General features: G+C 48.5%; 21 protein-coding genes. 9 read left to right on the top strand and 12 right to left on the bottom strand.

The features are described 5' to 3' along the window. The first annotated feature begins 17 nt into the window (after nucleotides 1-17). The 6 genes from OXH39_22465 to OXH39_22490 all read left to right on the top strand — a co-directional run bounded on the left by OXH39_22465 (nucleotide 18) and on the right by OXH39_22490 (nucleotide 6,991). Nucleotides 18-890, top strand: a complete 873-nt coding sequence (locus tag OXH39_22465) for a hypothetical protein (GenBank protein ID MCY3553234.1) — start codon at nucleotides 18-20, stop codon at nucleotides 888-890. A gap of 79 nt (nucleotides 891-969) precedes the next feature. After that, nucleotides 970-1,755: an ADP-ribosylglycohydrolase family protein gene (locus tag OXH39_22470; protein MCY3553235.1), complete on the top strand. Its 786-nt coding sequence runs from the start codon at nucleotides 970-972 to the stop codon at nucleotides 1,753-1,755. A gap of 24 nt (nucleotides 1,756-1,779) precedes the next feature. Next, nucleotides 1,780-3,507 carry a CRTAC1 family protein gene (locus OXH39_22475; GenBank protein MCY3553236.1) on the top strand — a complete coding sequence of 576 codons (1,728 nt, stop codon included), beginning with the start codon at nucleotides 1,780-1,782 and terminating at the stop codon, nucleotides 3,505-3,507. A 155-nt stretch (nucleotides 3,508-3,662) separates the two neighbouring features. Continuing rightward, nucleotides 3,663-6,245, top strand: a complete 2,583-nt coding sequence (clpB, locus tag OXH39_22480; protein MCY3553237.1) for an ATP-dependent chaperone ClpB — start codon at nucleotides 3,663-3,665, stop codon at nucleotides 6,243-6,245. Nucleotides 6,246-6,247: 2 nt separating this feature from the next. Further along, on the top strand, nucleotides 6,248-6,511 hold the full coding sequence (locus tag OXH39_22485; GenBank protein MCY3553238.1) for a hypothetical protein: 264 nt from the start codon (nucleotides 6,248-6,250) through the stop codon (nucleotides 6,509-6,511). A 189-nt stretch (nucleotides 6,512-6,700) separates the two neighbouring features. After that, nucleotides 6,701-6,991: a hypothetical protein gene (locus OXH39_22490; GenBank protein MCY3553239.1), complete on the top strand. Its 291-nt coding sequence runs from the start codon at nucleotides 6,701-6,703 to the stop codon at nucleotides 6,989-6,991. On the opposite strand, the gene OXH39_22495 is transcribed toward OXH39_22490, so the two are convergent. Next, nucleotides 6,964-7,539, bottom strand: a complete 576-nt coding sequence (locus OXH39_22495) for a Uma2 family endonuclease (GenBank protein ID MCY3553240.1) — start codon at nucleotides 7,537-7,539, stop codon at nucleotides 6,964-6,966. The genes OXH39_22490 and OXH39_22495 overlap by 28 nt on opposite strands. A 179-nt stretch (nucleotides 7,540-7,718) precedes the next feature. On the opposite strand from OXH39_22495, the gene trpA reads away from it, so the two are divergent. Then, entirely contained in the window at nucleotides 7,719-8,519 is an 801-nt protein-coding gene (gene trpA, locus OXH39_22500; protein MCY3553241.1) for a tryptophan synthase subunit alpha, read from the top strand. A 1-nt stretch (nucleotide 8,520) separates the two neighbouring features. On the opposite strand, the gene OXH39_22505 is transcribed toward trpA, so the two are convergent. The 8 genes from OXH39_22505 to OXH39_22540 all read right to left on the bottom strand — a co-directional run bounded on the left by OXH39_22505 (nucleotide 8,521) and on the right by OXH39_22540 (nucleotide 16,268). Continuing rightward, nucleotides 8,521-9,417 (bottom strand): aldo/keto reductase, encoded by an 897-nt coding sequence (locus OXH39_22505; protein MCY3553242.1) that lies wholly within the window; start codon nucleotides 9,415-9,417, stop codon nucleotides 8,521-8,523. A gap of 36 nt (nucleotides 9,418-9,453) precedes the next feature. Continuing rightward, entirely contained in the window at nucleotides 9,454-10,056 is a 603-nt protein-coding gene (locus OXH39_22510; protein MCY3553243.1) for a thiamine pyrophosphate-dependent enzyme, read from the bottom strand. Between the two features lie 146 nt (nucleotides 10,057-10,202). Beyond that, entirely contained in the window at nucleotides 10,203-11,711 is a 1,509-nt protein-coding gene (locus OXH39_22515) for a DUF4861 family protein (protein MCY3553244.1), read from the bottom strand. 10 nt (nucleotides 11,712-11,721) lie between these two features. Then, nucleotides 11,722-12,873 (bottom strand): aminotransferase class V-fold PLP-dependent enzyme, encoded by a 1,152-nt coding sequence (locus OXH39_22520; GenBank protein MCY3553245.1) that lies wholly within the window; start codon nucleotides 12,871-12,873, stop codon nucleotides 11,722-11,724. After that, nucleotides 12,873-14,132 (bottom strand): glycosyltransferase family 2 protein, encoded by a 1,260-nt coding sequence (locus OXH39_22525; protein ID MCY3553246.1) that lies wholly within the window; start codon nucleotides 14,130-14,132, stop codon nucleotides 12,873-12,875. The genes OXH39_22520 and OXH39_22525 overlap by 1 nt, the downstream gene beginning before the upstream one ends. An 18-nt stretch (nucleotides 14,133-14,150) precedes the next feature. Then, nucleotides 14,151-14,876, bottom strand: coding sequence for a sugar phosphate nucleotidyltransferase (locus OXH39_22530; GenBank protein ID MCY3553247.1), 726 nt, complete (start codon nucleotides 14,874-14,876; stop codon nucleotides 14,151-14,153). 3 nt (nucleotides 14,877-14,879) lie between these two features. Further along, on the bottom strand, nucleotides 14,880-15,794 hold the full coding sequence (locus OXH39_22535; protein MCY3553248.1) for an NAD(P)-dependent oxidoreductase: 915 nt from the start codon (nucleotides 15,792-15,794) through the stop codon (nucleotides 14,880-14,882). A 246-nt stretch (nucleotides 15,795-16,040) separates the two neighbouring features. Continuing rightward, complete coding sequence (locus OXH39_22540; protein MCY3553249.1) at nucleotides 16,041-16,268, bottom strand: hypothetical protein; 228 nt, start codon at nucleotides 16,266-16,268, stop codon at nucleotides 16,041-16,043. Nucleotides 16,269-16,939: 671 nt separating this feature from the next. On the opposite strand from OXH39_22540, the gene OXH39_22545 reads away from it, so the two are divergent. Then, nucleotides 16,940-18,340: a tetratricopeptide repeat protein gene (locus OXH39_22545; protein ID MCY3553250.1), complete on the top strand. Its 1,401-nt coding sequence runs from the start codon at nucleotides 16,940-16,942 to the stop codon at nucleotides 18,338-18,340. Between the two features lie 224 nt (nucleotides 18,341-18,564). On the opposite strand, the gene OXH39_22550 is transcribed toward OXH39_22545, so the two are convergent. Beyond that, on the bottom strand, nucleotides 18,565-19,386 hold the full coding sequence (locus OXH39_22550; protein MCY3553251.1) for an MBL fold metallo-hydrolase: 822 nt from the start codon (nucleotides 19,384-19,386) through the stop codon (nucleotides 18,565-18,567). Between the two features lie 130 nt (nucleotides 19,387-19,516). Here OXH39_22550 and mtnP point away from each other — a divergent pair, with 130 nt between their 5' ends. After that, on the top strand, nucleotides 19,517-20,374 hold the full coding sequence (gene mtnP, locus OXH39_22555; protein MCY3553252.1) for an S-methyl-5'-thioadenosine phosphorylase: 858 nt from the start codon (nucleotides 19,517-19,519) through the stop codon (nucleotides 20,372-20,374). Here the strand turns inward: mtnP and OXH39_22560 are convergent. Further along, nucleotides 20,348-21,694, bottom strand: coding sequence for an aminotransferase (locus OXH39_22560; protein ID MCY3553253.1), 1,347 nt, complete (start codon nucleotides 21,692-21,694; stop codon nucleotides 20,348-20,350). The genes mtnP and OXH39_22560 overlap by 27 nt on opposite strands. A 138-nt stretch (nucleotides 21,695-21,832) precedes the next feature. Next, a complete protein-coding gene (gene argS / locus OXH39_22565) occupies nucleotides 21,833-23,542 on the bottom strand; it encodes an arginine--tRNA ligase (protein MCY3553254.1) in 1,710 nt (569 codons plus the stop codon). Nucleotides 23,543-23,780 lie beyond the last annotated feature (238 nt).

Raw genomic sequence — 23,780 nt, forward strand, 5'->3', positions numbered from 1 at the left:
AAAGGAGATATGCCACAATGGTGAAATATCGTTTTTTTGGGCGCAGTTTACAAGCCAAAACTTGCTATACAAAATATGTGTTTAGCGTTTTACTCATGTTTGTAGTCGTAACCACTTACGCGGCGAAAGATGAAGCAACAGTTGAAGGTGTCTGGAATTTTGACAATGGAGATGCCGCAGACTCCTCCGGAAAAGGTTTAGATGGAACAATCGCTGGGGACCCTGAGGTCGTTGACGGTATTGTTGGCAAGGCACTGCTTTTCGACGGTGAAGATGATGGGGTCAAACTCCCAGATTCTGCCGGTATCAATACAATCGCACAACCTAATTTCTATACCGATCGGACCGTCGCTGCTTATTTTAACTGCACAGATGTTGATATTACCGAACAAAAACAGACAATTTTTGAAGAAGGGGGACGGACCCGCGGTCTCGTCATCAACGTCTTTGATGGGCAAGTCTATGTAGCTGGTTGGAACCGTGCCGAATACCAGTGGGCTGGCGCATGGCCCTCTGCACCTGTAGAGTCTGGGAAATGGTATCACGTCGCTTTAGTTATTCGAGATGCCGATGCCGCAGTTGAACCCGGTAAATTTGAGATGTGGCTTAACGGTGAACTCATCGCAAGTGAAGATGGCGGCGCGCTCTATGGACACGGCGACGATATCGGCATCGGGCATGTCAATGCCAATGCTGTTTTCCATGATGAAGATGGTGCAGGAACCAATATCCACTTCTTTGGCGGTATGATTGATGAAGTCATCGTCTACAATTCCGCCTTCGATGCAGCTGATTTCGCTGAGTATGTAGTCGCAGTCACAAGTGTTCAACCCCAAGACAAATTTACCACCACATGGGCGGCACTAAAAGCACAACGCACACTGCAATAATATTTATTGATAGTTGTGTGTTCTTGTAGGGCGAGGTCTTTGTATCTCAGCCCTACCATGCTTTTTAAGGGGACAAAATATGTTAGGAGCGATTATCGGCGATATTGTTGGGTCTATCTATGAACCCAAGGATCGCCGGATCAAGACTAAAGATTTCCCTTTTTTCAGTGAAGACTGCCGTTTCACAGATGATTCGGTTTGCACAATTGCTGTCGCTGATACCCTCTTGCACGATCTCCCGCCAGCAGAAACGATGCAGAAGTGGGGAAAGCGGTATCCAAGGTGCGGTTTCAGTCAAATATTTACAAACTGGATCCATTCTGAGATGGACGCACCGAATTGTACTTTCCGTAATGGCGCGGCAATGCGTGTCTCGCCAGCGGCATTTCTGAACCGTGAGGATCTGGATGCCGCGCTCACCGCCGCTGATAAAGTGACTGTTATCAGCCACGATCACCCCGAAGGCATAAAAGGCGCGCGGGCGACAACACACGCCATTTGGCTCGCCTATCAAGGCGAAGATGCCTCGACTATCCGCAAGGTTATCACTACTGAATACGGCTACGATTTGACGCAGACGGTAGACAACATCCGACCCGATTACGTTTTCGATATGACCTGCCAAGGCACGGTGCCACAGGCGGTCACGTGTGCTTTGGAATCAGAGAGTTATGAAGATGCCGTGCGGAATGCTATCTCTCTGGGCGGTGATTCCGACACGCTCGGTTCAATCGCGGGTGCTATTGCCGAGGCACTACACGGAATTCCCGCGGAAATTAAGGAACAGGCAGAAAGCCGCTACCTCGTCAATGCGCCAGACATTAGAGACATAATGACGAAAATGTATCGCACGGTGGGCAATTGAGTCATCGGAAACTCTATACATATTATGGATGTAATCGCATTTGAGGCGACTTCAAAGCACTGTAGTTTTTACCACTACCATGCTTTCGCGCGTAACCTGCAGGTTCCGATCATAGCGATTTTTGTTCTGTCCTTCCTTGTCTTTACCCCTTTTCCCGCCCTACCAATAGAGTCCCCTATCCATTTCACAGATGTTACCGATATTGCCGGTATCCACTTTACACACACCAATGGCGCATCGGGTGAGTTCCATCTACCCGAAACCCTTGGTGCAGGGGGTGCCTTCTTCGATTATGACAACGATGGCTATCTCGATCTCTATCTCGTTAATAGTGCTGCGCTAAGCATCCTCTATAAAAATAACGGCGATGGAACGTTCACAGATGTCACTGCGAACGCTGGTGTCGGCAATCAAGGAAGCTATGGACACGGCGTTGCCTGTGGAGATTACGACAATGACGGTTATATAGACATTTACGTAACCAATTTTGGTGCGAATCGACTCTATCATAACAATGGCGATGGGACGTTCACGGATGTCACGGCTAAGTCAGGGACAGGGGATGCGCGTTGGAGTAGTAGCGCGACTTTTTTCGATTACAACAACGATGGCGACTTGGATCTCTACGTTGTTAACTATGTCAGTTATAAGTTGGATGGCTCTGCGCCTACCTGTTTTGAGAATCCCACGTTTGGTTCTACTGAAAAAGTTCGCGGTTATTGTCATCCGAAACACTTTGAAGGCGCACCGGACAGTCTCTACCGAAACAACGGTGATGGGACTTTCACAGATGTCACTGAGGTCGCTAATGTTCGGGATCCGGGTGGCATGTTTCTCGGCAAAGGGTTGGGTGTTGTAGCAGCAGACTTTAATGCCGATGGCAATCCTGATCTTTACGTTGCCAACGACGATACGCCAAACTATCTCTTTTATAACAAGGGCGATGGCACATTCGCTGAAATCGCTATCCTTGCGGGTTGTGCTTACAGCGCGGATGGAATCGCACAAGCGGGTATGGGGGTTGATGCTGGTGATTACAATGGCGATGGTCATCTGGATATTTTCGTCACCAATTTCTCCTATGAGACAAACACCCTCTATCGGAATAACGGGGACGGGACTTTCACCGATGTCAGTTATAAAGCGCGGCTCGGCGAAGAGAGTTATCTCCTTTTAGGATTCGGGACGGGATTTTTTGATGCAGATAACGACGGACACCTTGATATTTTCGTCGCGAATGGACATATTTTTCCAAATGTCGAGCGCACTACAGATGTGATCTCATATAAGCAGCCGAATCAACTCTTTTGGAATCAAGGTGATGGTACGTTTGCCGAGGTGCGACTTGGGGAGCAGCGTGCTGTCAGTCGTGGCACTCTTTTCGGTGATTACGACAACGATGGCGATACAGATGTCCTTGTCACGCAGTTGAACAACAAAGTGACGCTACTTCGGAATGAGAATGGCACTCACAACAATTGGTTTCGCCTCAAATTAGTTGGGATCCGCAGCAATCGTGATAGCATCGGCGCGCGCGTAACGTTGATACTCGGAGATGAATCCGAAACGCGCGAAGTACATGTAGGGTACAGTTATCTCAGTAGTAACGATCCAAGGCTGCTTTTTGGACTTGGAGATCAAACCGTTGTGGATAGACTTCATATCCGTTGGCAGAGTGGTGCTGTGCAGATATTGGAAAATCTCGCGGCAAATCAGGAATTCGTGGTGACCGAACCCCTTTCAAATAAATGAAAAATTGACACGACTTCACCTGTCTTTTCTGCCAGATTTGCATATTAGATGCCAAAGTGGCATGGCTTACATGAAAGAGAGAAATGGCATAGATTTTGCTATATCTTATGCATGCAAGACTGGTTTGGATAAAATAAACACAACGGAGGTTCGTCATGAGATTTGATAGATTTACAATTAAAGCACAAGAAGCACTCGAAACAGCGCAGAATTTAGCCACAGATGCCCAAAGTCCTGAACTGGGTGTTGAGCATCTGATGTTGGCTCTCATTAGGCAGACGGATGGAATTGTCACACCGATTCTTCAGAAATTGGGTGTTGATACCGATGGAATTACGTCAGCGGTTGAGGCTGCTGTCCAAAAAGCACCAAAAGTGCAAGGTGCAGCTTCTGAAATGCGTATCGCCGCGGCACTCCAATCCGTTTTGGATGCTGGATTCAAAGAGGCAACGGCACTCAAGGATGAATACGTCAGCACAGAACATCTGCTAATAGCGTGTGCTGAAACGAAGCAGAACGAAGTAGGTAAAATCCTACGGGAAGTCGGTGTAACAAAAGATAAAATTCTCAAGGCACTCGTCGATATACGGGGTACGCAGCAGGTAACCGATCAGAATCCAGAGGACAAGTATCAGGCACTCACCCGATTTGGCAGAGAACTCACGCAGGAGGCGATTTCGGGGAAACTTGACCCAGTCATTGGACGAGATGATGAAATCCGCCGTGTGATGCAAGTGCTTTCCCGCAGGCGAAAAAATAATCCAGTGCTGATTGGTGAACCCGGGGTCGGAAAAACAGCAATTGTGGAAGGATTAGCACAACGCATCGCTGATGGAGATGTCCCAGAAAGTCTTCGCGAGAAGAGGTTGATTGCTCTCGATTTAGGTGCCCTTATTGCAGGAAGTAAGTATCGTGGTGAATTTGAGGACCGGTTGAAGGCTGTCCTTGCCGACGTTGAGCAGGCGGAGGGGCAAGTGGTGCTCTTCATCGATGAACTCCACACCATCGTGGGTGCAGGTGCTGCAGAAGGTGCTGTGGATGCATCAAACATGCTCAAACCCGCTTTGGCTCGCGGTGAGCTCCGGTGCATCGGTGCGACAACGCTTGATGAGTATCGCAAACACATTGAAAAGGACGCTGCCTTAGAACGACGATTCCAGCCTGTTCAGGTTGAAGAACCTTCGGTTGAGGATACAATTGCCATTCTACGGGGCTTAAAGGAACGCTATGAAACGCATCACGGCGTGCAAATTCAGGACAATGCGATTGTCGCTGCGGCTACGCTTTCAAAACGTTATATCTCCGAACGTTTTCTGCCAGACAAAGCCGTAGACTTGGTAGACGAAGCCGCGTCGCGTCTACGGATTGAGATTGACAGTGTACCAGAGGAAATTGACGAGGTTGAACGCCGCATTATTCAACTCCAGATTGAGCAGCAGGCACTGGAGAAAGAGGAAGACGATGCTTCTCAACAACGTCTCGAAAAACTCATCGCTGAACTTGCCGAACTCAAAGAACGAGCGAACGCGCTCAAAGCCGCATGGCAGAACGAAAAGGCGAATTTAATACAGATTGGCGAGTTGATGGAACAGATCGAGGGACTCCGCATTGAATCGGAGCAAGCCAAACGTACAGGGAATCTCGCCAGAGCTTCAGAACTTGAATATGGACAGATACCCGCATTGGAAGCGCAATTGAAAAGTGTCCGAGAGGCAGTTGAAACGGAGACGCACGGGACACAGATGTTAAAGGAGCATGTGAGCGCGGAAGACATTGCCGAAATTGTGGCGAAATGGACCGGTATCCCTGTTTATCGACTCATGGAGGGTGAGACACAGAAGTTAATCAACATGGAAGAACGTTTGCAGGAGCAGGTCATCGGACAAGATGAAGCGGTGAGTGCCGTCTCTAATGCGATTCGCCGTGCCCGTGTTGGTCTCGGTGACCCCGATCGACCGCTTGGATCCTTCCTTTTCATGGGACCAACGGGTGTCGGCAAGACGCATCTCGCCAAGTCGCTCGCCGAGTTCCTTTTTGACGATGCAAACGCTATGGCGCGTATTGATATGAGCGAGTACATGGAGAAACACACTGTCTCACGATTAATCGGCGCGCCGCCGGGATATGTTGGCTACGACGAGGGTGGTCAGCTGACCGAGGCGGTCCGAAGACACCCTTATTGCGTCATTCTGCTTGATGAGGTCGAGAAGGCACATCCAGAAGTGTTCAATGTCTTGCTCCAGATGCTTGATGATGGTAGAATGACCGACGGGCAAGGACGTACCGTCGATTTCAAGAATGCCGTTGTCATTATGACTTCCAATATCGGGAGTCAGTGGATTAGCGACGCGCTTTTGGACGGAAAAGAGATTCGTCAGAAAGTAATGGAAGCCGTCCAGACGCATTTCCCCCCGGAATTCTTGAACCGTATTGACGATCTGATTGTTTTCGATCGCCTCGGTATTGAGGCGTTGAAACGGATTGTCACACTGGAACTTGTGCAACTGAGCAAACGCTTTGCGGAGAAGGAGATGACCTTAAGGCTTTCTGAATCTGCAAATGAGGAATTGGTAAAACGCGGATTTGATACAGTCTACGGTGCGCGTCCGCTCCGAAGGACACTCCAGCGAGATATTCTCAATCCGCTGGCGATTCAGATGTTGGAAGGTACATTCCACGATGGCGACGCGATCGTTGTTGACTTTGAAAACGAGGAATTTGTTTTTAGGAGGAACTGATAATGCTCAAACACATCATAGATCCCGAAGTTGAAGAATACGAAGATGTTTACGATGACTATGAATACTTCGCAGCCCAAGAGATGGATCAACAAGAGGGCGCGCTCTTGAAACAAGGCAATGAATTCAAAGCCTCTGTCTGGCTAACACCTGAAGAAACTGAGGTTGTGATAGCACTTGCCGAGGAACGCGGCATCCCAGCCGGTGAACTTATTAAAAAGTGGATTCTTGAGCGTATTGATGAAGCGTTAGACCTCGGAACCTAACCGTTCGTAGTAGGGCAATTCTGCGGCGTACTCGCCCAAATGCGAAGTGCATTATTGCCCGTTGTGCCAAAAAGTGCCCAGATATTTTTAGGTCTCACTATAATTTGACATTGCCCAAGTTTGGTGGTATTCTTTAGTTGGAAAGTCTCGGTCTCAAACTGTGTTTGCAACAGAACGGAGGAACCAACAATGAAACACTCAAATTGGACGGAAGCCGATTCAAGCAAATGCAAGCAAATTTGGGCGGAATACAAGGAACAGCACGATATCACTGAGCGAATCGGTCAGACGGCTGGTATCGATCCGAAAAGTTGCAGGATTTGGTTCGGCGAATCCGCCTTAGAAATTGTCAAAAAGCGCGAAACTGAAGGCTTGACTTCTCCGCTTTTCTTTGAACGCGTTGGTTATACAACCTATTTCCGCAAAGGCAGGGGAAGCGATTCAAGAAATTATCAAATGACTTCAGGGACGCGTCTATAGATGTCCTGCAATGGTAGTTCGCATCCGATTGAAGCGAGCGGTAAGATATCTTCAAGTGCGCGAAACTCCGTTTGCCCCCACTGCGTCTTGAGAAGGCGATACTGTTCCACGTGAACCCTATCTTGTGAAACGAGGATGTACTCCTGCAAAGAGGCAAGTTCTTGATAGCACCTAAATTTCTCACCTTTGTCATACGCTTCCGTTGATGGTGAAAGCACCTCTACAACAAGGATCGGGTTGAGAAGTGTGTCAAAGACATTATCCTCAAATTGAGGATCGCCACAGAAAACGACAACATCTGGGTAAAAATAGGCACCTTTCGCGCCCGTCTTTACGCGCATATTACTCATACAGACATCCCAACCAGGCACTCGCGATTGAATATTAAGTTCAGTCGCTATATCTACCGTGATAAGGTTATGAGCGAAATTCGCCCTGGGCATTGCGCGTATTTCTCCGTTGAGGTATTCGCTTTTGACCGTCGCCTTGCGTTCCAAAGCAAGATATTCCTCTGGAGTGAAGATGGTTTGTGCTGCGAGAGATGACATACAAGGCCCCATGAATATGATGTATTTTGAATCTATTGATGTTAAATCATAGCATATTATAAGCAGAATTTCAACGACTTTCAATGTTATTAACTCGGCAAGTTTCGCTTGACAATTTGATTTGTGTAAGGTATAATTGAGAAAACCTATTAACAGAAAGCCAAAAATCAATTATATTTATGAATCGAATTGACCAGAAATTTCAAGCACTCCGACACGAAGGTGTCCGCGCATTTATGCCATATCTCTGTGCTGGAGATCCGAACCCCGAACTTACCTCTAAACTCCTCCTTACGCTTGAGGAAGCCGGTGCAGACCTCATCGAACTCGGTGTTCCTTTCTCCGATCCGATTGCAGACGGACCCACCATCCAACGCGCAAGTGAGCGTGCGCTCACACATCGCATCTCACTCCAGCAGATTCTGGAGATGGTCACGAGCCTCCGTACACAGACAGATATCCCTATTGCCCTGATGAGTTACTATAACCCGATCTTTCGGATGGGGGAGGCAGCATTTTGTAAAGCAGCACAGGACGCAGGGGTTGACGGTGTCATCGTGCCAGATCTGCCCCCGGAGCAAGCACAATCGCTCCTTGAAGTCGCACCGAACTATAACCTCTCAACCATTTTTCTCGCCGCTCCGACAAGCCCACCGGAACGGATGCAATTAATCGCATCGGTTAGTACAGGGTTTATCTATTGCGTCTCGGTAACCGGCGTAACAGGGGCGCGCGGGATGTTGTCAGATGAGATCGCACCGATGATTACAGAGCTGCGAAAACACACGGACAAACCGCTTAGCGTCGGGTTCGGTGTATCAACACCGGAGCAGGCAGCACAAGTCGCGCAGATCGCTGATGGTGTGATTGTGGGGAGTGCTATTGTCGATGTTGTTGAAGAGAATATGAATGACGAAGCGGGATTGCTCGCTGCGGTGAAGCAATTCGCATCGGAGTTAGCAGCAGGTGTGAAAGCATAATCTACATCCCACGCTTGATACCAAATTCCGCTTCAAACGCCTCCCAAATGTCTTCTGAGATGTCAGCTGTAGCCGCTTCATATCCGTCTTCTACTTGTGCTTTATCCGCGGGACCAAACATAACAACCCCGTCTATGGGTGCAGCAAGACAAAACTGCATTGCGAGATGACGGATATTGACATCACGTTCCTGACACCACTTCCACATTGCGTATGCCTTCGGTTCAGCATCCGGATTCCGTCTGCGTTCATCTTCAACGTTCGGTTCCGCGCCAGTCAAGCCCCCCATGCCTAATGGACTTGCGAGGATGATACCGACATCGTGTTCACGCGCCAACGGCAATGTTGTCTCTGCCACGGATTGGGATAACAACGTGTAGTCCAAGAAGGTAAGAATAATATCAATATGTCCCGTTTCGATGAGTTCTTTGTGGAATTCATGGGAACGTACACCGGCACCGATGTGTCGAACGGTTCCCTCCGCTTTCATTTCTAAAAGCGTATCCAAGGCGCGTCCCGGTGCCAGCACGCTTTCCATGTCAATTGGATCGTGGATAAGCACAGCATCAAGGTAATCCGTCTGGAAGTCTTTGAGACTATTTGTGACACTCCAGCGTGTGCCTTCTGCGGAGAAGTCTTTCCGGCGTTCAGGATGGGTGCCTACTTTCGCTTGCAAATAGACTTTTTCTCTCAATCCGTCAGAGAGTGCTTCCCCCCAGAGGTGTTCCGCGTGCCCTGGGTAGGTGTCGATATAGTTGATGCCGAGTTCAAGACCGCGTCGGATTGCGCCGATGACTTCAGCATCCGGTTTCTGCCACAGCCACGCTGCACCGAGCGCAAGGGCATTCGGACGCATCTCGGTACGTCCCATCCGTCTGATTTCTAATTTCTGCGCCATAACTTTTTCTCTTCCCTTTCTTGATAGAAGTATGCCTTATTGTGCCACCAACGCTTCTTTTAACTTATGTGTAGATTCGGCAAGGGATTCTTGTAGATACGGGTAAGGAAAACCGCCCCACCGATCAGGCGGTGGCTCATGTGCTTGTGCGATCTTCAGATTCACGAAAATAGGTCCGATTTGGTTCCAGATTTTCGGTAGTTCTGCTCCAAGCGCATCTGAGTTGTCAAATTCATAAACTTGTTCAAAGCCTACACCTTTCGCGATCGTGGTCCAGCTGAAACCAGTGTTACCATCAGGGACCGGTTGATTGCCTGTGACCTCGTAGGTGCCGTTGTCACAGACAAAGAGAAGATAGTTAGGCGGCGGCGTATTGAGGGCAGTAATTGTCGCCAATGTGCCTAAACACATCAACATGCTTCCGTCCCCGTTGAGCACGACCACCTTCTTGTCTGGTTTAGCGAGCGCGATGCCGAGTGCGAAGTCGGCGGCATGTCCCATCGCGCTGCCGACCGAGGCATAGTCCAACAGATGTGTTGATATTTTGCCCCACGGCACAGTGAGTCCCATTGTTGTGACAACGATTTCATCTGTACGTTGGTTTGCGATAAGTTGTAGGCACTCTTCCTTGATGAGCATAGTTTTCTCCAATTATGTGGATAGGCGAGGATACAATCCTCGCCAGCGAGAGTTGGGACCTTGATAGGCGAGGATACTATCCGAAATACACGGAAACACCCAAGCAAAAATACCCTCGCCAGCGAGAGTTGGGACCCTGTTTGAGGCTACTTCTCCTCCTCTTTCGGCAAGAACTTGATACGGGGCGGAGTCTTCAATGCAGTTGTCATAATTTGGATGCGCTCCGCGAATTCCGATTCGGTCTCAATGCCGTTAATACCGCCACCCCAGATAGCAAGCGTGCGATAGTTGAGTCTACCTTCCGCGTCAGGCGTTAGAACAACCGGCAAAAGTGGTTTCTCCGAGGCGTTGAGATCAGTCGGCGTGTCTATATCCTGTGCATTGCTGCTGGGAGGTAAAATGAATGCAACGCCGAGTGTGTCTATGCCGCTTGGATCGGTGCCCCAGCTCCATATCCAACCCTGTTCTTTGTCTTCACTATAAGCACCTTTCAGATTTGGGATACCTGTGACAACTGCATAAGCCGGTGATAGGTTTCCGTCGATATGGATATGATGCTCAATCCCCGCGTGTTCTCCGTAGATGAAAGTGGTTGACGTGAGTTTGCCTGCTGTATCTCCGAGTTCACCTTCCGGCAAAATCCTTTGGACGATAGAACGAATGGCACCGTCGGCGAGAATCCGGACGTAGTCCCCCTCAGTAGGAAGCGGGATCATCTCCCCTTTTTCTCGGTGCCACAGCGCGATGCCGCCACACCCTATTAGACCTTCCGATTGCGTTAGTGCGACCATCTCCAGTGTTTCAGGGTTGAGGAGTGCATTCAGTGATAAACCGATTGATTCAGTGACGTTCAACTGACCTTCTGTCTCAGTTTCCTGACCGAGATCCGTTTCGTTGTTGTGTGATTTTCGGACAAAGTAGTTCTCTTGATTCTCAAGATCTCGGATTATCCACTGTTGCTCCGGTTTCTCTATCTCGATTCTAACCTGTTGGGAGAGGGTAACACCGTGGGTCTCGAAATGTTGTCTGAGTTCCGGTGAAAGCGGTTGATCATAATTTAATTCGTGTTGAAACATTACATCCACACTGAAAAGTTTCCTTCGTTTTTTGCCGTAGGTGACGTAATTCCAATTCGGTTTCAGTAGGTATGCAATCAAATTCGATTCTATTGCTGCTACGGCACTCAATTCAGGAAGGATGGCGGCGCGCGTCTGCTTATTGATATCAAGCGTTAGCGTCGCCTTGACATTTGGATCGTAAAGGATTGATATTTCTTTTGTCTCTCCTGCTTCAAAGTCTAACAGGAAGCAGAGTTGATCGCGTTCACCGTCATAGTCCAAATCATCTGCTTGTGCTGGAATCATCACTTCGCGCGGGGCTTCTCCGGTAGCGACGGAGTAGGCTTTAAACGTGAAGTCGGGATTCACTTGTCGGAGTTGCGCTCCGGTCAACACAATCGGTACTTTTTTCCGTGCGATGGGTAATGTATTTTGGATGGAAAGACGGATTTTGCTAATCTTCTGCTGACCCCCTGGCATCGTACAAGCGCAGAGTGTCAGGAGTGTGCCTAAAATAAACGATAAACAGATTGTTGTGAGTAGGGGCTGGGTCACCCAGCCTCTACAAATGTTGTTTCGTGTGTGTATGGTTTTCACTTTGTTTTCCTTATAGATCTGGTAGTACTTCAAGCAGGCGTTCGACCTCAGATGTCGTATTGTAAAAATGGGGTGAGACTCTGATACCACTGCCCCGCTCTGCTGTAATTATATTTTCGGCGTGAAGCATTTCATAGATTTCAGCAGGTGTATGCTGCGCACTTTCAAAGATAACAATCCCGGCTCGCTCCAAGTCCTTTTTCGGTGTAATAACTCGATACCCCCTCGCCTCCAATCCAGCGATTAAACCAACCGTGAGTTCCAGAATGTGCGTTTCAATTGTGGGGATGCCGATGTCAAGCAGTAAGTCGATCGCTGCGTTAAGTCCATAAAGTCCAACGCTGTTGTAAGACCCCTCTTCAAAACGGGTTGCGTCCGGTTTTTGCGTCAAATCGTAATCAAGGAAATCGCGCGGATTTACAACACTTGCCCAACCGATATTGGTGTTGATGAGTTGCTCCCGTTTTTCGTCGGCGCAGTAGAATATCGCTGCTCCTTCCGGTGCCAGCAACCATTTATGCCCGTCTGCGGCGAGAATATCAACGTTGCAGGATTTTACGTCTACTTCAATCGCCCCGAGGCTCTGAATAGCATCAACAATGAACCAAATATTGTGTTCCCGGCACAGTTCGCCGAGTGCCTGAATATCGTTTCGGAAGCCGGAAGCGAACTCCACGTGGCTGATTGTCAAAGCACGTGTATGTGTGTCGATAACGGCAGCAATATCTTCAATAGAAATACGACCATCTCGTTCCGGGACCATACGTGTTTGGACCCCATAACGTTCCTTTAAACTCCACCACGGGTAGACATTGGCGGGGAACTCAACCGCTGTCGTGACGACGTTATCCCCTTCCTGCCAATCTATACCGTTCGCCGCGATGAGAATACCTTGCGTCGTATTCTTCATGAATGCGATTTCTGTGGGGTCGGCGTTGATGAGTTGTGCTGCCGCGCCGCGGCACACCTCAGCAGTCTCTGCCCAATCCTCGGTGTTCACGGCACCGTTCACAGTCGCATCTTCTATGAATCCTGCCATCGCCTCTCGGACCCGACGTGATAACGGAGCGACACCGGCGTGATTCATATAGATATAGGTTTCGGTCACCGGAAATTCACTACGCCAGTCCTGACGTAGTTTGCCATCAGAAGCATTGTTCACTACATGTTTCCTTGTCTGTTACTATTCAGGAGCGTTTCAACCGTGTAATCTTTCACCTGTTTTGCGTTCGCAAACGTGATGAGTTCACCGAACAATCCGAAGCAGAACACCAGAATGCCAATTGTGATGAAGATAGCGCTCAAGTCCAGTGCCGCAACGTTCCACACTTTGAACAGAAGCGTACGAATGGGCGCGATTGGAAGAATTCCACCGATTATAAACAACGCCACGCCAATGGGTCCAAAGAACCGAATAGGTCTCCGCTTACATTGAAAGATAAAGAAACGTGCAAGTGCTCCTAACGTCGGTGTTTCCTGTTGTACGGACGAGGTCACCTCGCCCCTACGGATTTTATCCTCTGTTATCCACCCAAGGATTAGCAGAACTATTGCTAAACTGAGACAGCTCAGTGCTGCGATGCTCGCATCTCCGAACAAAACACGCCCTAAAACAAAGAAAGGGAGGCTTAGGAATGCAGCGGTGCGAAACGCTCTCTGCTCAGGTCTGAAAAGGATTTTTGACAACCGTTTCCACAGCGAAATTTTTTGGGATGTAGGACGCTGTGCGAAGACGGAAATAATGAATTTGAATGCTATAATGTCCAACATCACACGCCAGACTCTGCCGAGTCCGTACTTACTTTGTCCGAAACGCCGTGGGTGATGTGTGACGACAATTTCAGCGATCCGCGCCCCTACTACCGTGGACATCGCCGGAATAAATCGGTGCATCTCTCCATAGAGCGATACCTGCTTGACAACTGATGCGCGGTATGCCTTAAGTGAACAACCATTGTCATGGATAGGGACACCAGTTACCTTGCCAATTATCCAATTTGCAACGACAGACGGGACACGCCGTGTCAAGAATTTATCCTGTCGATCTTTCCGCCAGCCGCACACCAGATCGTAGCCTTCATCCAGTTTTTGAAGCAGCTTCGGAATGTCCGTCGGATCGTTTTGCAAATCGCCGTCCATACTGATAATCCGTTGTCCCCGTGCGTATTCAAATCCTGCCGCCATCGCAGCTGTTTGTCCAGCGTTCTCTCGGAATCGAATGACCACCAACTGCGATTTTTCTTTGCTCAACTCAGCAAGTACCGCGAAAGTTTTATCGCCGCTCCCATCGTCTACGAACAACACCTCATAAGTCTCACCAATTGCCTCACATACTGCTTGAATCTTTTCAAACAGCGGGCGAACATTCTCCTCTTCGTTGTAAACCGGGACTACGATAGATAACGTCGGTTTTTCGTCCATTTTAATAGTTGTCGGTTCTTACTGCCAATCCGGGGAGTTCAACAGAATCTGATGTGCTTCGGTGAGTGAATCGAAGGTGCCAGCATCAACCCATTTGCCTTGCACAAAAGTGTATTCAAGTTCAGCACGACGGATATAGGCGTTATTGACAGCCGTTATCTCATATTCCCCACGGGCTGAAGGTTCAATAGTGCGGATGATGTCAAACACGGACGCGTCGTAGAAATAGACACCTACTACCGCGTAATCACTCTCGGGGTGTATCGGCTTTTCCTCAATCGCGACGATATGATTCCCGTCCAAAGTCGCGACACCATAACGCTCCGGGTCATCTACCTGTTTGAGCATCACGCGTGCGCCAGTTTGTTGCGTGCGAAAATCGGAAACTGCTTGGTGGATGGGTGCCTCAAAAATATTATCGCCGAGCAAGACGACAATTTTGCCACCGGTGGCAAACCCTTCCGCCAACGCCAGCGCGTGTGCGATCCCTTTCGCCTCCTCTTGCACCCGATAGGTAAATTCACATCCGAAGTCTTTACCACTTCCTAATACATTCACAAAGTCTCCAACGTATTGCGGGTTGGTTACGATAAGAATATCAGTAACACCTGCCGTCGTGAGTTGCTTGACGCTGTGAAAAATCATCGGTTCGTTACCGACCGGGAGTAGGTGCTTACTTGTAACTTTGGTGAGCGGATGCAAACGGGTACCGAGTCCACCTGCGAGGATTACACCTTTGAGCATAGCTTAGCTATTTTCTCCTCGTCCGGGGAAGGTGAGTTCAGCAACACCGGACTTATCCAAATCGCCCAATCCGAGTTCAATCATCCGGTCGTACTGTGCCTTCGTTGCCTGCGCGAGTGGAAGCGAAATACCAGCATCGTCTGCCAAATCGAGGGCGATGCCCGAATCTTTCGAGGCATGAGCAGATGAGAAATAGCATTCATGATCGCGTGCTTCCATATCTTCGCCATCGGTTTCCAAGACGCGGGAGTTTGCGCCTGTTTGTGCGAAAACCTCCTGTAGCATCGCCAGATCCAATCCGAGTGCGGCACCCAAACCTAACCCTTCGGCAAGTCCTGCCGTATTGATGTTCATTACCATGTTGACGAGTGCTTTCACCTGTGCTGCCTGACCGGATTCACCGATGTAACGAAGGGAAATGCTCATTGAATCCAGAATTGCGCGTGATTTGTCGAATGTTTCCTTTTTACCGCCGCACATGAGGTAGAGCGTGCCTTCCCGCGCTTGTGTAATGCTGCTCGCCATGCACCCTTCAAGACTCTCTGCTCCGTGCTTTGCGGCGAGTTGTTCGATGTCCACGTGGACCTGCGGGCTGATTGTTGCACAGTTGATAAAAACTTTGCCGGAGGCACCTTGAAGTAGGCTATCCGCCGCATCGTCCGAGAAAATCTTTCGCATCGCCGCGTCATCCGTGACAACAGTGATGATATAGTCTGCGAGTGCTGTGACCTTCGCGAGTTCCTCCGCTGCCGCTGCTCCAATTTCTGTTGCGAGTTCTTGCGCGCGTTCGCTTGCGACATCGTATACAACGGTCACATCAAATCCTTCGTCATTGAGATGTCGAGCGATGTTCGCTCCCATTCTCCCTACCCCTACAACACCAATTTTGTAATCAGCCCTATTTTGTGAATCTGCCATGCTTGTCTCCTTACTGTTGTGAACCTTCACACTGCACATTTATATTACTGAATGAGTTATCTGGCGATTGGAATGCCAACCGCTTTACGTAAGTTCCATTTTTACATATTTGCAGATGTTTGTCAAGTGTTTCGTTCCCTTTGGGTGTGTAAATATTTTGGCAGCGATTCGTCCGTTGATGCGGCTTATCAAATATATCAAAGCCTCTCGGATCGGGAGAAGAGTTTTCTGCTCCTACAAAGAATTTTACAACCGCCTCTCAGACCGCATGGTGACCGATTTGTCTGCCAATTTTGAGATAATCAAAATTCTTCTCCTTTCTTCTCCTAAACCGTTGTTTCTGTGCCGGGTTGGTTGCTGAAAAGCATCCTCAAGGAAGATAGAGATATTGCCTATGAAGACTTTTCTGAGCGTCTCGCAGGGGGGTTGTGCGCCCCCTTCTTTGTCCTTTTTTGAAGTTTTCAGCGTTTTCATTTTTTACCTCTTTATATGTTCTGAAGTGTTGGGCATAACGGCTATGGAAATTTATAGTGGATCTTAGCACTAATGAGACACACCAAACGGGTGGGGTTAGGGAACCGCACCATAGGTGTCAATTTAGTCAAATTCAATCCGTCCAGACCAGTACCGTAGGTTGGGTTGAGCGGAACTGAGAAAATGATACCAACACCCCAAGCATATTTTACGACTCTACATCGTCCTATCAATCAAGAAGATAGCAAAACCCAACGCTAACCTACCGACATGGTTGTAGCGTTTGACCTAAAGAACGTTGGGTTTCGCTGGGTTTCTCTATGCATAAGCGGGTATATCAGGTAGGATGTCCTTTGAGATATCTACCTTTAATTTTCAACACCGCTCAACCCAACCTACAGAACTGAGACCATTTTCTTTATAAAATTGACACCTATAGGTATATTATAGCATATATATCAACATTTGTAAAGTTAAATCAAATTTAGTTATTAAGTTTTGAATGTTAAAATATTTACACACCCAAAATTTAAAAAAGTGTTGACATTTTTTGCAAATTTGTTATAATCTTCAGAACGATATCTTCAGAACGATGAACGGAAGCCGGTTAGTTAACCTTTTCTGGCTGAAAATATACCGGCAGATTTCTATTTTCCTAAGGAGGACTCACAATGAACCGTTTTACATACGACTTCGGTCTTCGAATAGATCGAGCTCATCTTCTCATCCTTGCCTTCGCGTTTCTCGCAGTGACGATTCTCGGTTGCGGGGGAGGCGGCATTAGTATCGTTCCTCTCGGTGCGAAGCTTCAGAACGCTGACACCGCGTTTGACCAAGCAGAAACAGTTGAAGTGCGCGACGATGACCCAGAAAAGATGGAGAAGAATCGCCAGAGGCAGCAGGAACTTTATGATAGAGCGATGTCACTCTATTTAGAGGTCATCGAACGCGACACAAAAGGAAAATGGGCACAGCGTGCACATTTCCAGATCGCTAAAATCTACAAGCGTCGCTACGACTGGGATAAGGCAACTGAGCATTATCAAGCTATTGTGGCGTTGGATCCCACTGGGTATTACGCAAACGAAGCAAAAAGCGGAACGGCGAACATTCGGAAGAACCGTGAGATCATTAAGGCAAAGCGGGCTGAATACCAAAACTATAAAGCTATTTACGATAATTCGCCGACAGAGGAGACCTTTAATATTGCTGCAGAGGCACTCTACGAGGTCGCACGCGCTTATGAAAGTTTGGAGAATTATACCGAAGCCATCCGCAATTACGAGCGAATGGTAGAGGAGTTTCCTGCGCATTCCAAAGCATCGCAGGCACAATTCCAGGTTGGCAACGTCTATTTTTACACGCTTTATGACTATCTCGGTGGATGGCCCGCTTATCTTGCAGTCACTGAGAAGTTTGAAGATTCTTACGAAGCATCCCAAGCAGGGACGCTCCTTAAGCAGACAGCGGATATTCTCCAAGAAATTAACGAACTGAAGGACGAAATTGATAAGTATCGCAATAAGAAAGCGGTCCAATACCAAAAGACTGGACGGAAAATTACCCCTGCTGATATGTGGGTGATGGGATACGGCGATCAAGTCGTTCAGAATTTCCAACAAATTGCGGGGAACTGGGAAAAACTTCGCAACTACCCGCGTGCTATTAATGCCTACAAGACATTGGCGAGAGACCTATCGCATAAGAAATTTGCTGCGGCAGACGCACTCTATCGTACCGGGACCCTCTACCAGCAGAATGGTGAGTACGAACGGGCAATTGCGGCGTATGACAATCTGTTTGAACTCGCGCCGGAGTCTACGTGGCGGAACGAAGCCGTTTATCAACAAGCGGTTTGCTACCGTTCTATCCGTGAATTTGGTGCCGCTTATGAAGCCTTCAAAGCCTATATGAGCATTACGAAGGGAGATGTACCCTACCTTCGTGAAGCGGAGCAGATTGTACGCCAATATGAACTTGACCAAGACGAAGATGGATACAAGTTCTACGAGGAGCAAGAAGCGGGAACATCCGACCAGGATGCAAGCTCTCATCCCGGGATGGGTAGCTAATCCCAATTTTAGGGAAACCACCTTCCCACACCTCGGTTTCCCTATGCTGCTTTAGCAAAAAATGTGAGTCGTATGTTGTAGGGCGAGACTTCCCGGTTTCGTCATCGTTCGTGGACACACGAAGATGAACGCCGTGGGAACTCGCCTCTACAAACACAACTCAGCATCACATTTTTAAAGGCTTGTTTGAAGCCTGTCCCCCACAGAGGCGTGCGGACAGCGCATTAGATGAACAGATGAACGCGGGAACGTTCCTCCGGTGGTAAGTAGTTGAAAACTTTTTGCCGGATAAGCTCCGGCGTGTAGCGGCGCGAGAAGTGCGTTAGGACAATATGCTCACTCTCAATATCGGCTAACATAGCAGGTAACATCTCAAGATGTATATGCATCGTCTTTTTCGCACGTACCCGATGCTCCGGTAGAATAAACGTGCATTCGCAAATTAGGACTTTGCACTGTTTGAGTAACGGATGCGCATCAATCGGGATGTTTCGCGTATCTCCTAAGTAGGCGATTAAGGGCAACTGCACCTCTTTTGTTACTTCTACCCCTGACTGTCTCAGTTCCGCGATGTCGCGCCCCGACAAGTGTTGGAATTCCGGTTTGAGTTTCTTGCGAACCTCACAAATCAGATAAGAGACCGCAGGTACACTGTGGTTGCCGGGCAAAATGTGCGCGACTAAGTTCTGCCGAAACGGAATCGCATCGCCTGCCCGAACAGGCGTGATTTGATATGCCCAGCTTCTCCCCGTGTCCAACGCCGAGATTCTATCGAGAATGTGCATCAATTGTTTAGAGCCGCTCCACGGGACGTAAATATTCCCCGGTGGTATCCCCGAAAGCCAGCGTTGACTGATATAAATGGGCAACCCAAAATAGTGATCTAAGTGGAAGTGGGAAATAAAGACGTTGCCGATGCCGATAAAATTCATCGGACATCTGCCTAAATCGAAAACAAGGTCTAGCTCTTTCACGCGAACATAAGTCGCGACAGCGGAGCTGGATTTTCCCTCAAGTGTTAAATTATCACAGTGCAGTAGTGCCATATTGAATAGTTTTAATCATCAACTCGTGCCTTTGAAAAATGTAGAAGACGAGTTGATGGTTAAGGTCGTCAGTTATCAGTTGTCAGAAGAATAAACATCAGTCTATTCACGCCTTACGAAAGGACAAAAAATGCGTATCGGAATTATTGGCGGCAGTGGTTTTTACCAGATGGAAGGCTTAACGGATATCGAAGAAATCGAGATCGAAACCCCATTCGGCAAACCGAGCGATGCCCTTATTCTGGGCAACCTTGATGGGAAGCCCGTTGTTTTCCTACCACGACACGGTGTTGGTCACCGATTACTCCCGTCTGATATTAATGTCCGTGCCAATATCTATGCTTTAAAATCGTTAGGTGTTGAATGGCTTATCTCCGTTAGTGCCGTAGGCAGTCTGCGACAAGATATCGAACCTCGCCATTTTGTTGTACCGGATCAACTCTACGACCACACCAAGGACCGGAAATCTACCTTTTTCGGCGACGGTATTGCCGCCCACGTCAGTCTCGCACATCCTTTCTGTTCACAACTAAGTTCCTTTTTAGCGTCATCAGCTACAGAAGCCGGTACGGTTGTCCATAACGGTGGTACCTACATCTGTATGGAGGGACCGGCGTTTTCTACACAAGCGGAATCCGAACTCTACAGGCACTTCGGGTTTGACATCATTGGGATGACTGCCGCACCGGAAGCCAAACTCGCCCGTGAGGCTGAAATTTGTTACGCCGTCCTCGCATGTTCTACCGATTACGATTGCTGGCATCTTGATCACGATAACGTCACAACCGAGATGATCCTTGATAACGTCCGTTTCAACGTTGAAACTTCTAAAAAAACGGTCCGAGCTGCTGTCGCTAAGATCCCTGAAGGTAGGCGAACCTGCGCGTGTTCAACCGCCCTTCAATACGCACTCGCGACGCATCCCGACAAGATATCGGTCGCTAAACGACACGAGTTAAAGTTACTGTTGGACAAGTACTTGGCGTAGCGTCTCGAAGATCCTATCCGCCTCCGCTTCTGTCAGAATTAGGGGTGGTGCGATGTAAATGATGTTCTCCGGTTCGTCAACGGCGTGCCCGATTTTTCCGACGATGACACCTTCTTCTCGCAATTGCCCCACAATTCGGTTGGTTGTCGCTGTTTCCAGATGCGTCCCATCCGCTTGAACGAGTTCCACCGCGAGCATCAATCCCTTGCCGCGGACATCACCAACAATAGATAAATCACGCAACGTTTCTAATTTCGAGTGTAGATAAGCACCTACCTTTTCGGCATTTTCCCAGAGCCGTTCCTCTTGCAGAATTTTGAGGTTAGCAACGCCTGCAGCACACGCTACTGGGTGCCCACCATAAGTGCAGACTTGGGCAAATTCTCTATTTTCATCGGTTTCCCCGAGGAATGCATTGAAGACTTTAGTTGAAGCGACACACGCACCGAGTGGTAGATAACCGCTTGTCAACCCCTTTGCCAGCGTGATGATGTCAGGCTGCACGTCCCAATGTTCGCATGCAAACATCTTTCCGGTGCGTCCAAAGCCTGTGATTACCTCGTCAAGGATGAGTAGCAACCCGTAATCGTCACAGATTTGCCGCAGTTTTGGAAAATACTCATCTGGTGGGACGATTACACCACCGCCACCGATAATGGGTTCCGCAATGACTCCAATTACCGTTTCTGGACCTTCCCATTGGATCATCCGTTCAATTTCATCGGCGCATTCAGTGTCGCAGGACGGATAATTGAGCCCGATAGGACATCGATGGCAGTAGGGCGGATGGGCATGTAAAAACCCCGGAACAAGCGGTTCAAATGCTTTCCGTCTACGTGCTTGTCCTGTTGCCGATAGCGCGCCATACGTAAAGCCGTGATACCCACGGTAACGACTGATAATCTTGTAGCGATTTTCTCCCGGATAGGTTTGCCTGCCGTACTGCCTCGCCATTTTGATTGCTGTTTCGTTCGCCTCCGAGCCGCTGTTGGAAAAATAGACGTGGTTCAAATCACCGGGAAGGCACGCCGCGAGCTGCTCCGCTAATACAGTGGCGGGAACGTTAATCTGTGAATGTGGATAGTAAGACAGTTTTTGTATCTGCGCATAGACAGCATCCGCAATCTCCTGTCGTCCATAGCCTACATTGACGTTCCAGAGCGCGGAGTAAGCATCTAAGTATTCGTTGCCTTCCGCATCTACAAGCGTTGTCCCGTGCGCCGATTCAAAGACGACTAACGATGTTTCCTCGAGGCGTTGATGTTGAAACAGCGGATGCCACACGTGTGCTTTATCAACTTGTCTATAGTCTTTTGTCATATTTTTTCCTATCGTCATTGGCTGTCGGAAACCATCAGCCATCAGGTCCCATCAGAAGTCACACGATCATGATGATCGTAATTGTTTGATTCCACAGCCCTCTTTGCTGATTGCTGACCGCTGACTGCTGATAGCCAACTACATAGAAACAGGCGCGGAAATGCCTAAAAGTGTTAGTCCGTTTTTCAATACGCTTTGCACGCACCCAACCAAAATAAGCCGTGCGTACGTTTTTTCCATGTCCGACGGATCCAGTACTCGGTGTTGATTGTAATATGGATGAAAAAGTCCTGCCAGTTCATGTAGATAATGTGGAATGCGATGCGCTTCCCGAGCCTCCGCGCTCAGAAGCACGATTGATGGGAACTCGGCTAATTTCCGTATTAACTCGTGTTCCATCGGTTCTGTGAGTCGTTTTAGGGAGACATCTTCAATTGGCTTCGGTGTAATTCCCTGTTCATCTCCCTGCTCGAAAATGCTACAGCACCTTGCGTGCGCGTATTGAATGTAGAAGACTGGGTTCTCGCTGGCGTGTGTTACTGCCAATTCCATATTGAAATCGAGGTGCGTGTTATTGGCACGCATCAGGAAAAAATAGCGCGCAACATCCACAGCGAATTGCTCGTCGACAGTCTCCGCGAGTTCGTCAATGAGATCATCAAGAGTGAGAAACTGTCCGTGGCGTTTCGACATGTCTTGCCGTTTGCCCTCTGCATCGACGAGGTTGACCTGTTGAATGATAGAAATTTCGAGCCAACCGTCGGGTAAACCGAGTGCCTTGACGAAGTTTTTGAGGCGGGTGATATGTCCTTGATGATCCGGTCCGAGCAAATCAATAACTGTTGTGAATCCTCTATCGAACTTGTCGCGGTGATAGGCAGCATCTGGCACAAAATAGGTGTATTCGCCGTTGCTCCGGACAACGACGCAATCCTTGTCATCCCCAAAATCTGTCATCCGAAACCAGGTTGCACCTTCCGCTTCATAGAGATATTCCTTCTCGCGAAACACTTGAACGATCTCCTCCGGCTTTCCGCTGTCTCGAATCGCTTTCTCACTTGACCAGACATCGAAATTGACACCGAAACGTTCTAAAGATGTTTTTTGCTGTGCTAAGATGTGGGCAATGCCTTTGTCCCGGAACGTTGCCACTCGCTCTTTTATCTCAAGTTGAAGATAGACATCACCTTCTGTGTCAGCTACAGTTTGTCCGAATTCCCGAAGATATTCCCCTTGATAGCCGCCCTCCGGAATTTCTAAACCCTCTTCACCGAGTGCCTGCCGATAACGGACATCAATTGATTCACCGAGGCGTTCCACCTGTCCACCGGCATCATTGACGTAGTATTCCCGTATGGCATTGTAGCCTATAGCATTTAGGAGATTGACGAGAGTATCCCCGACTGCCGCAGCGCGTCCACTGACGATGTTAATCGGTCCCGTAGGATTCGCACTAACGAACTCAACCTGAAGTTGTTTCCCTTCTCCTTTGTTGCAGGTGCCATACCCTGCCTGCATCGCAGCAATTATCTGGAGAGTGTCGTAGAGCCAGTCATCGGCGAGGTGAATATTGATGAAGCCAGCACCGGCAATGTCAATTTGACGGATGGTTGGATGAGCATCAAGATTGATGTGTGTGACAATTATTTCGGCTATTTTGCGGGGTGCCATCCGTGCCTGTTTCGCGAGTCCAAGAGCAATCGGGGTCGCAATGTCCCCGTGTTCAGGCATCTTTGTTGGTGAGAACGGTATTTTTGGCACTTCGAGTATCGTGAGTTCCCCGGCAGCAACAGCCGCGTCGATCGCGCCTTCTATAAGGTCATAGATTTCTGATTTAATTGTATCCATATCAGCAAACGTGGGATGTTTATTTACCAGTTTTCTATAGAGTTCACATTTTCAACACGGAAAATTATATCATAATAGGAAGTGTATGTCAAATAGGGCATTCAGTTTTCAGGTTTTTATACCAAATCTGAAAAATAATTTTCACGCCTCTGGAAGCCTATAAACACCCCGTCGAACCTTTACAATTTCACCGAGCCCCACAAGGCGCGTGAGTTCTGTATTGATTGCTTTTGGGTGT

It is taken from the genome of Candidatus Poribacteria bacterium, from assembly GCA_026702755.1.
Taxonomy (GTDB): Bacteria; Poribacteria; WGA-4E; order WGA-4E; family WGA-3G; genus WGA-3G.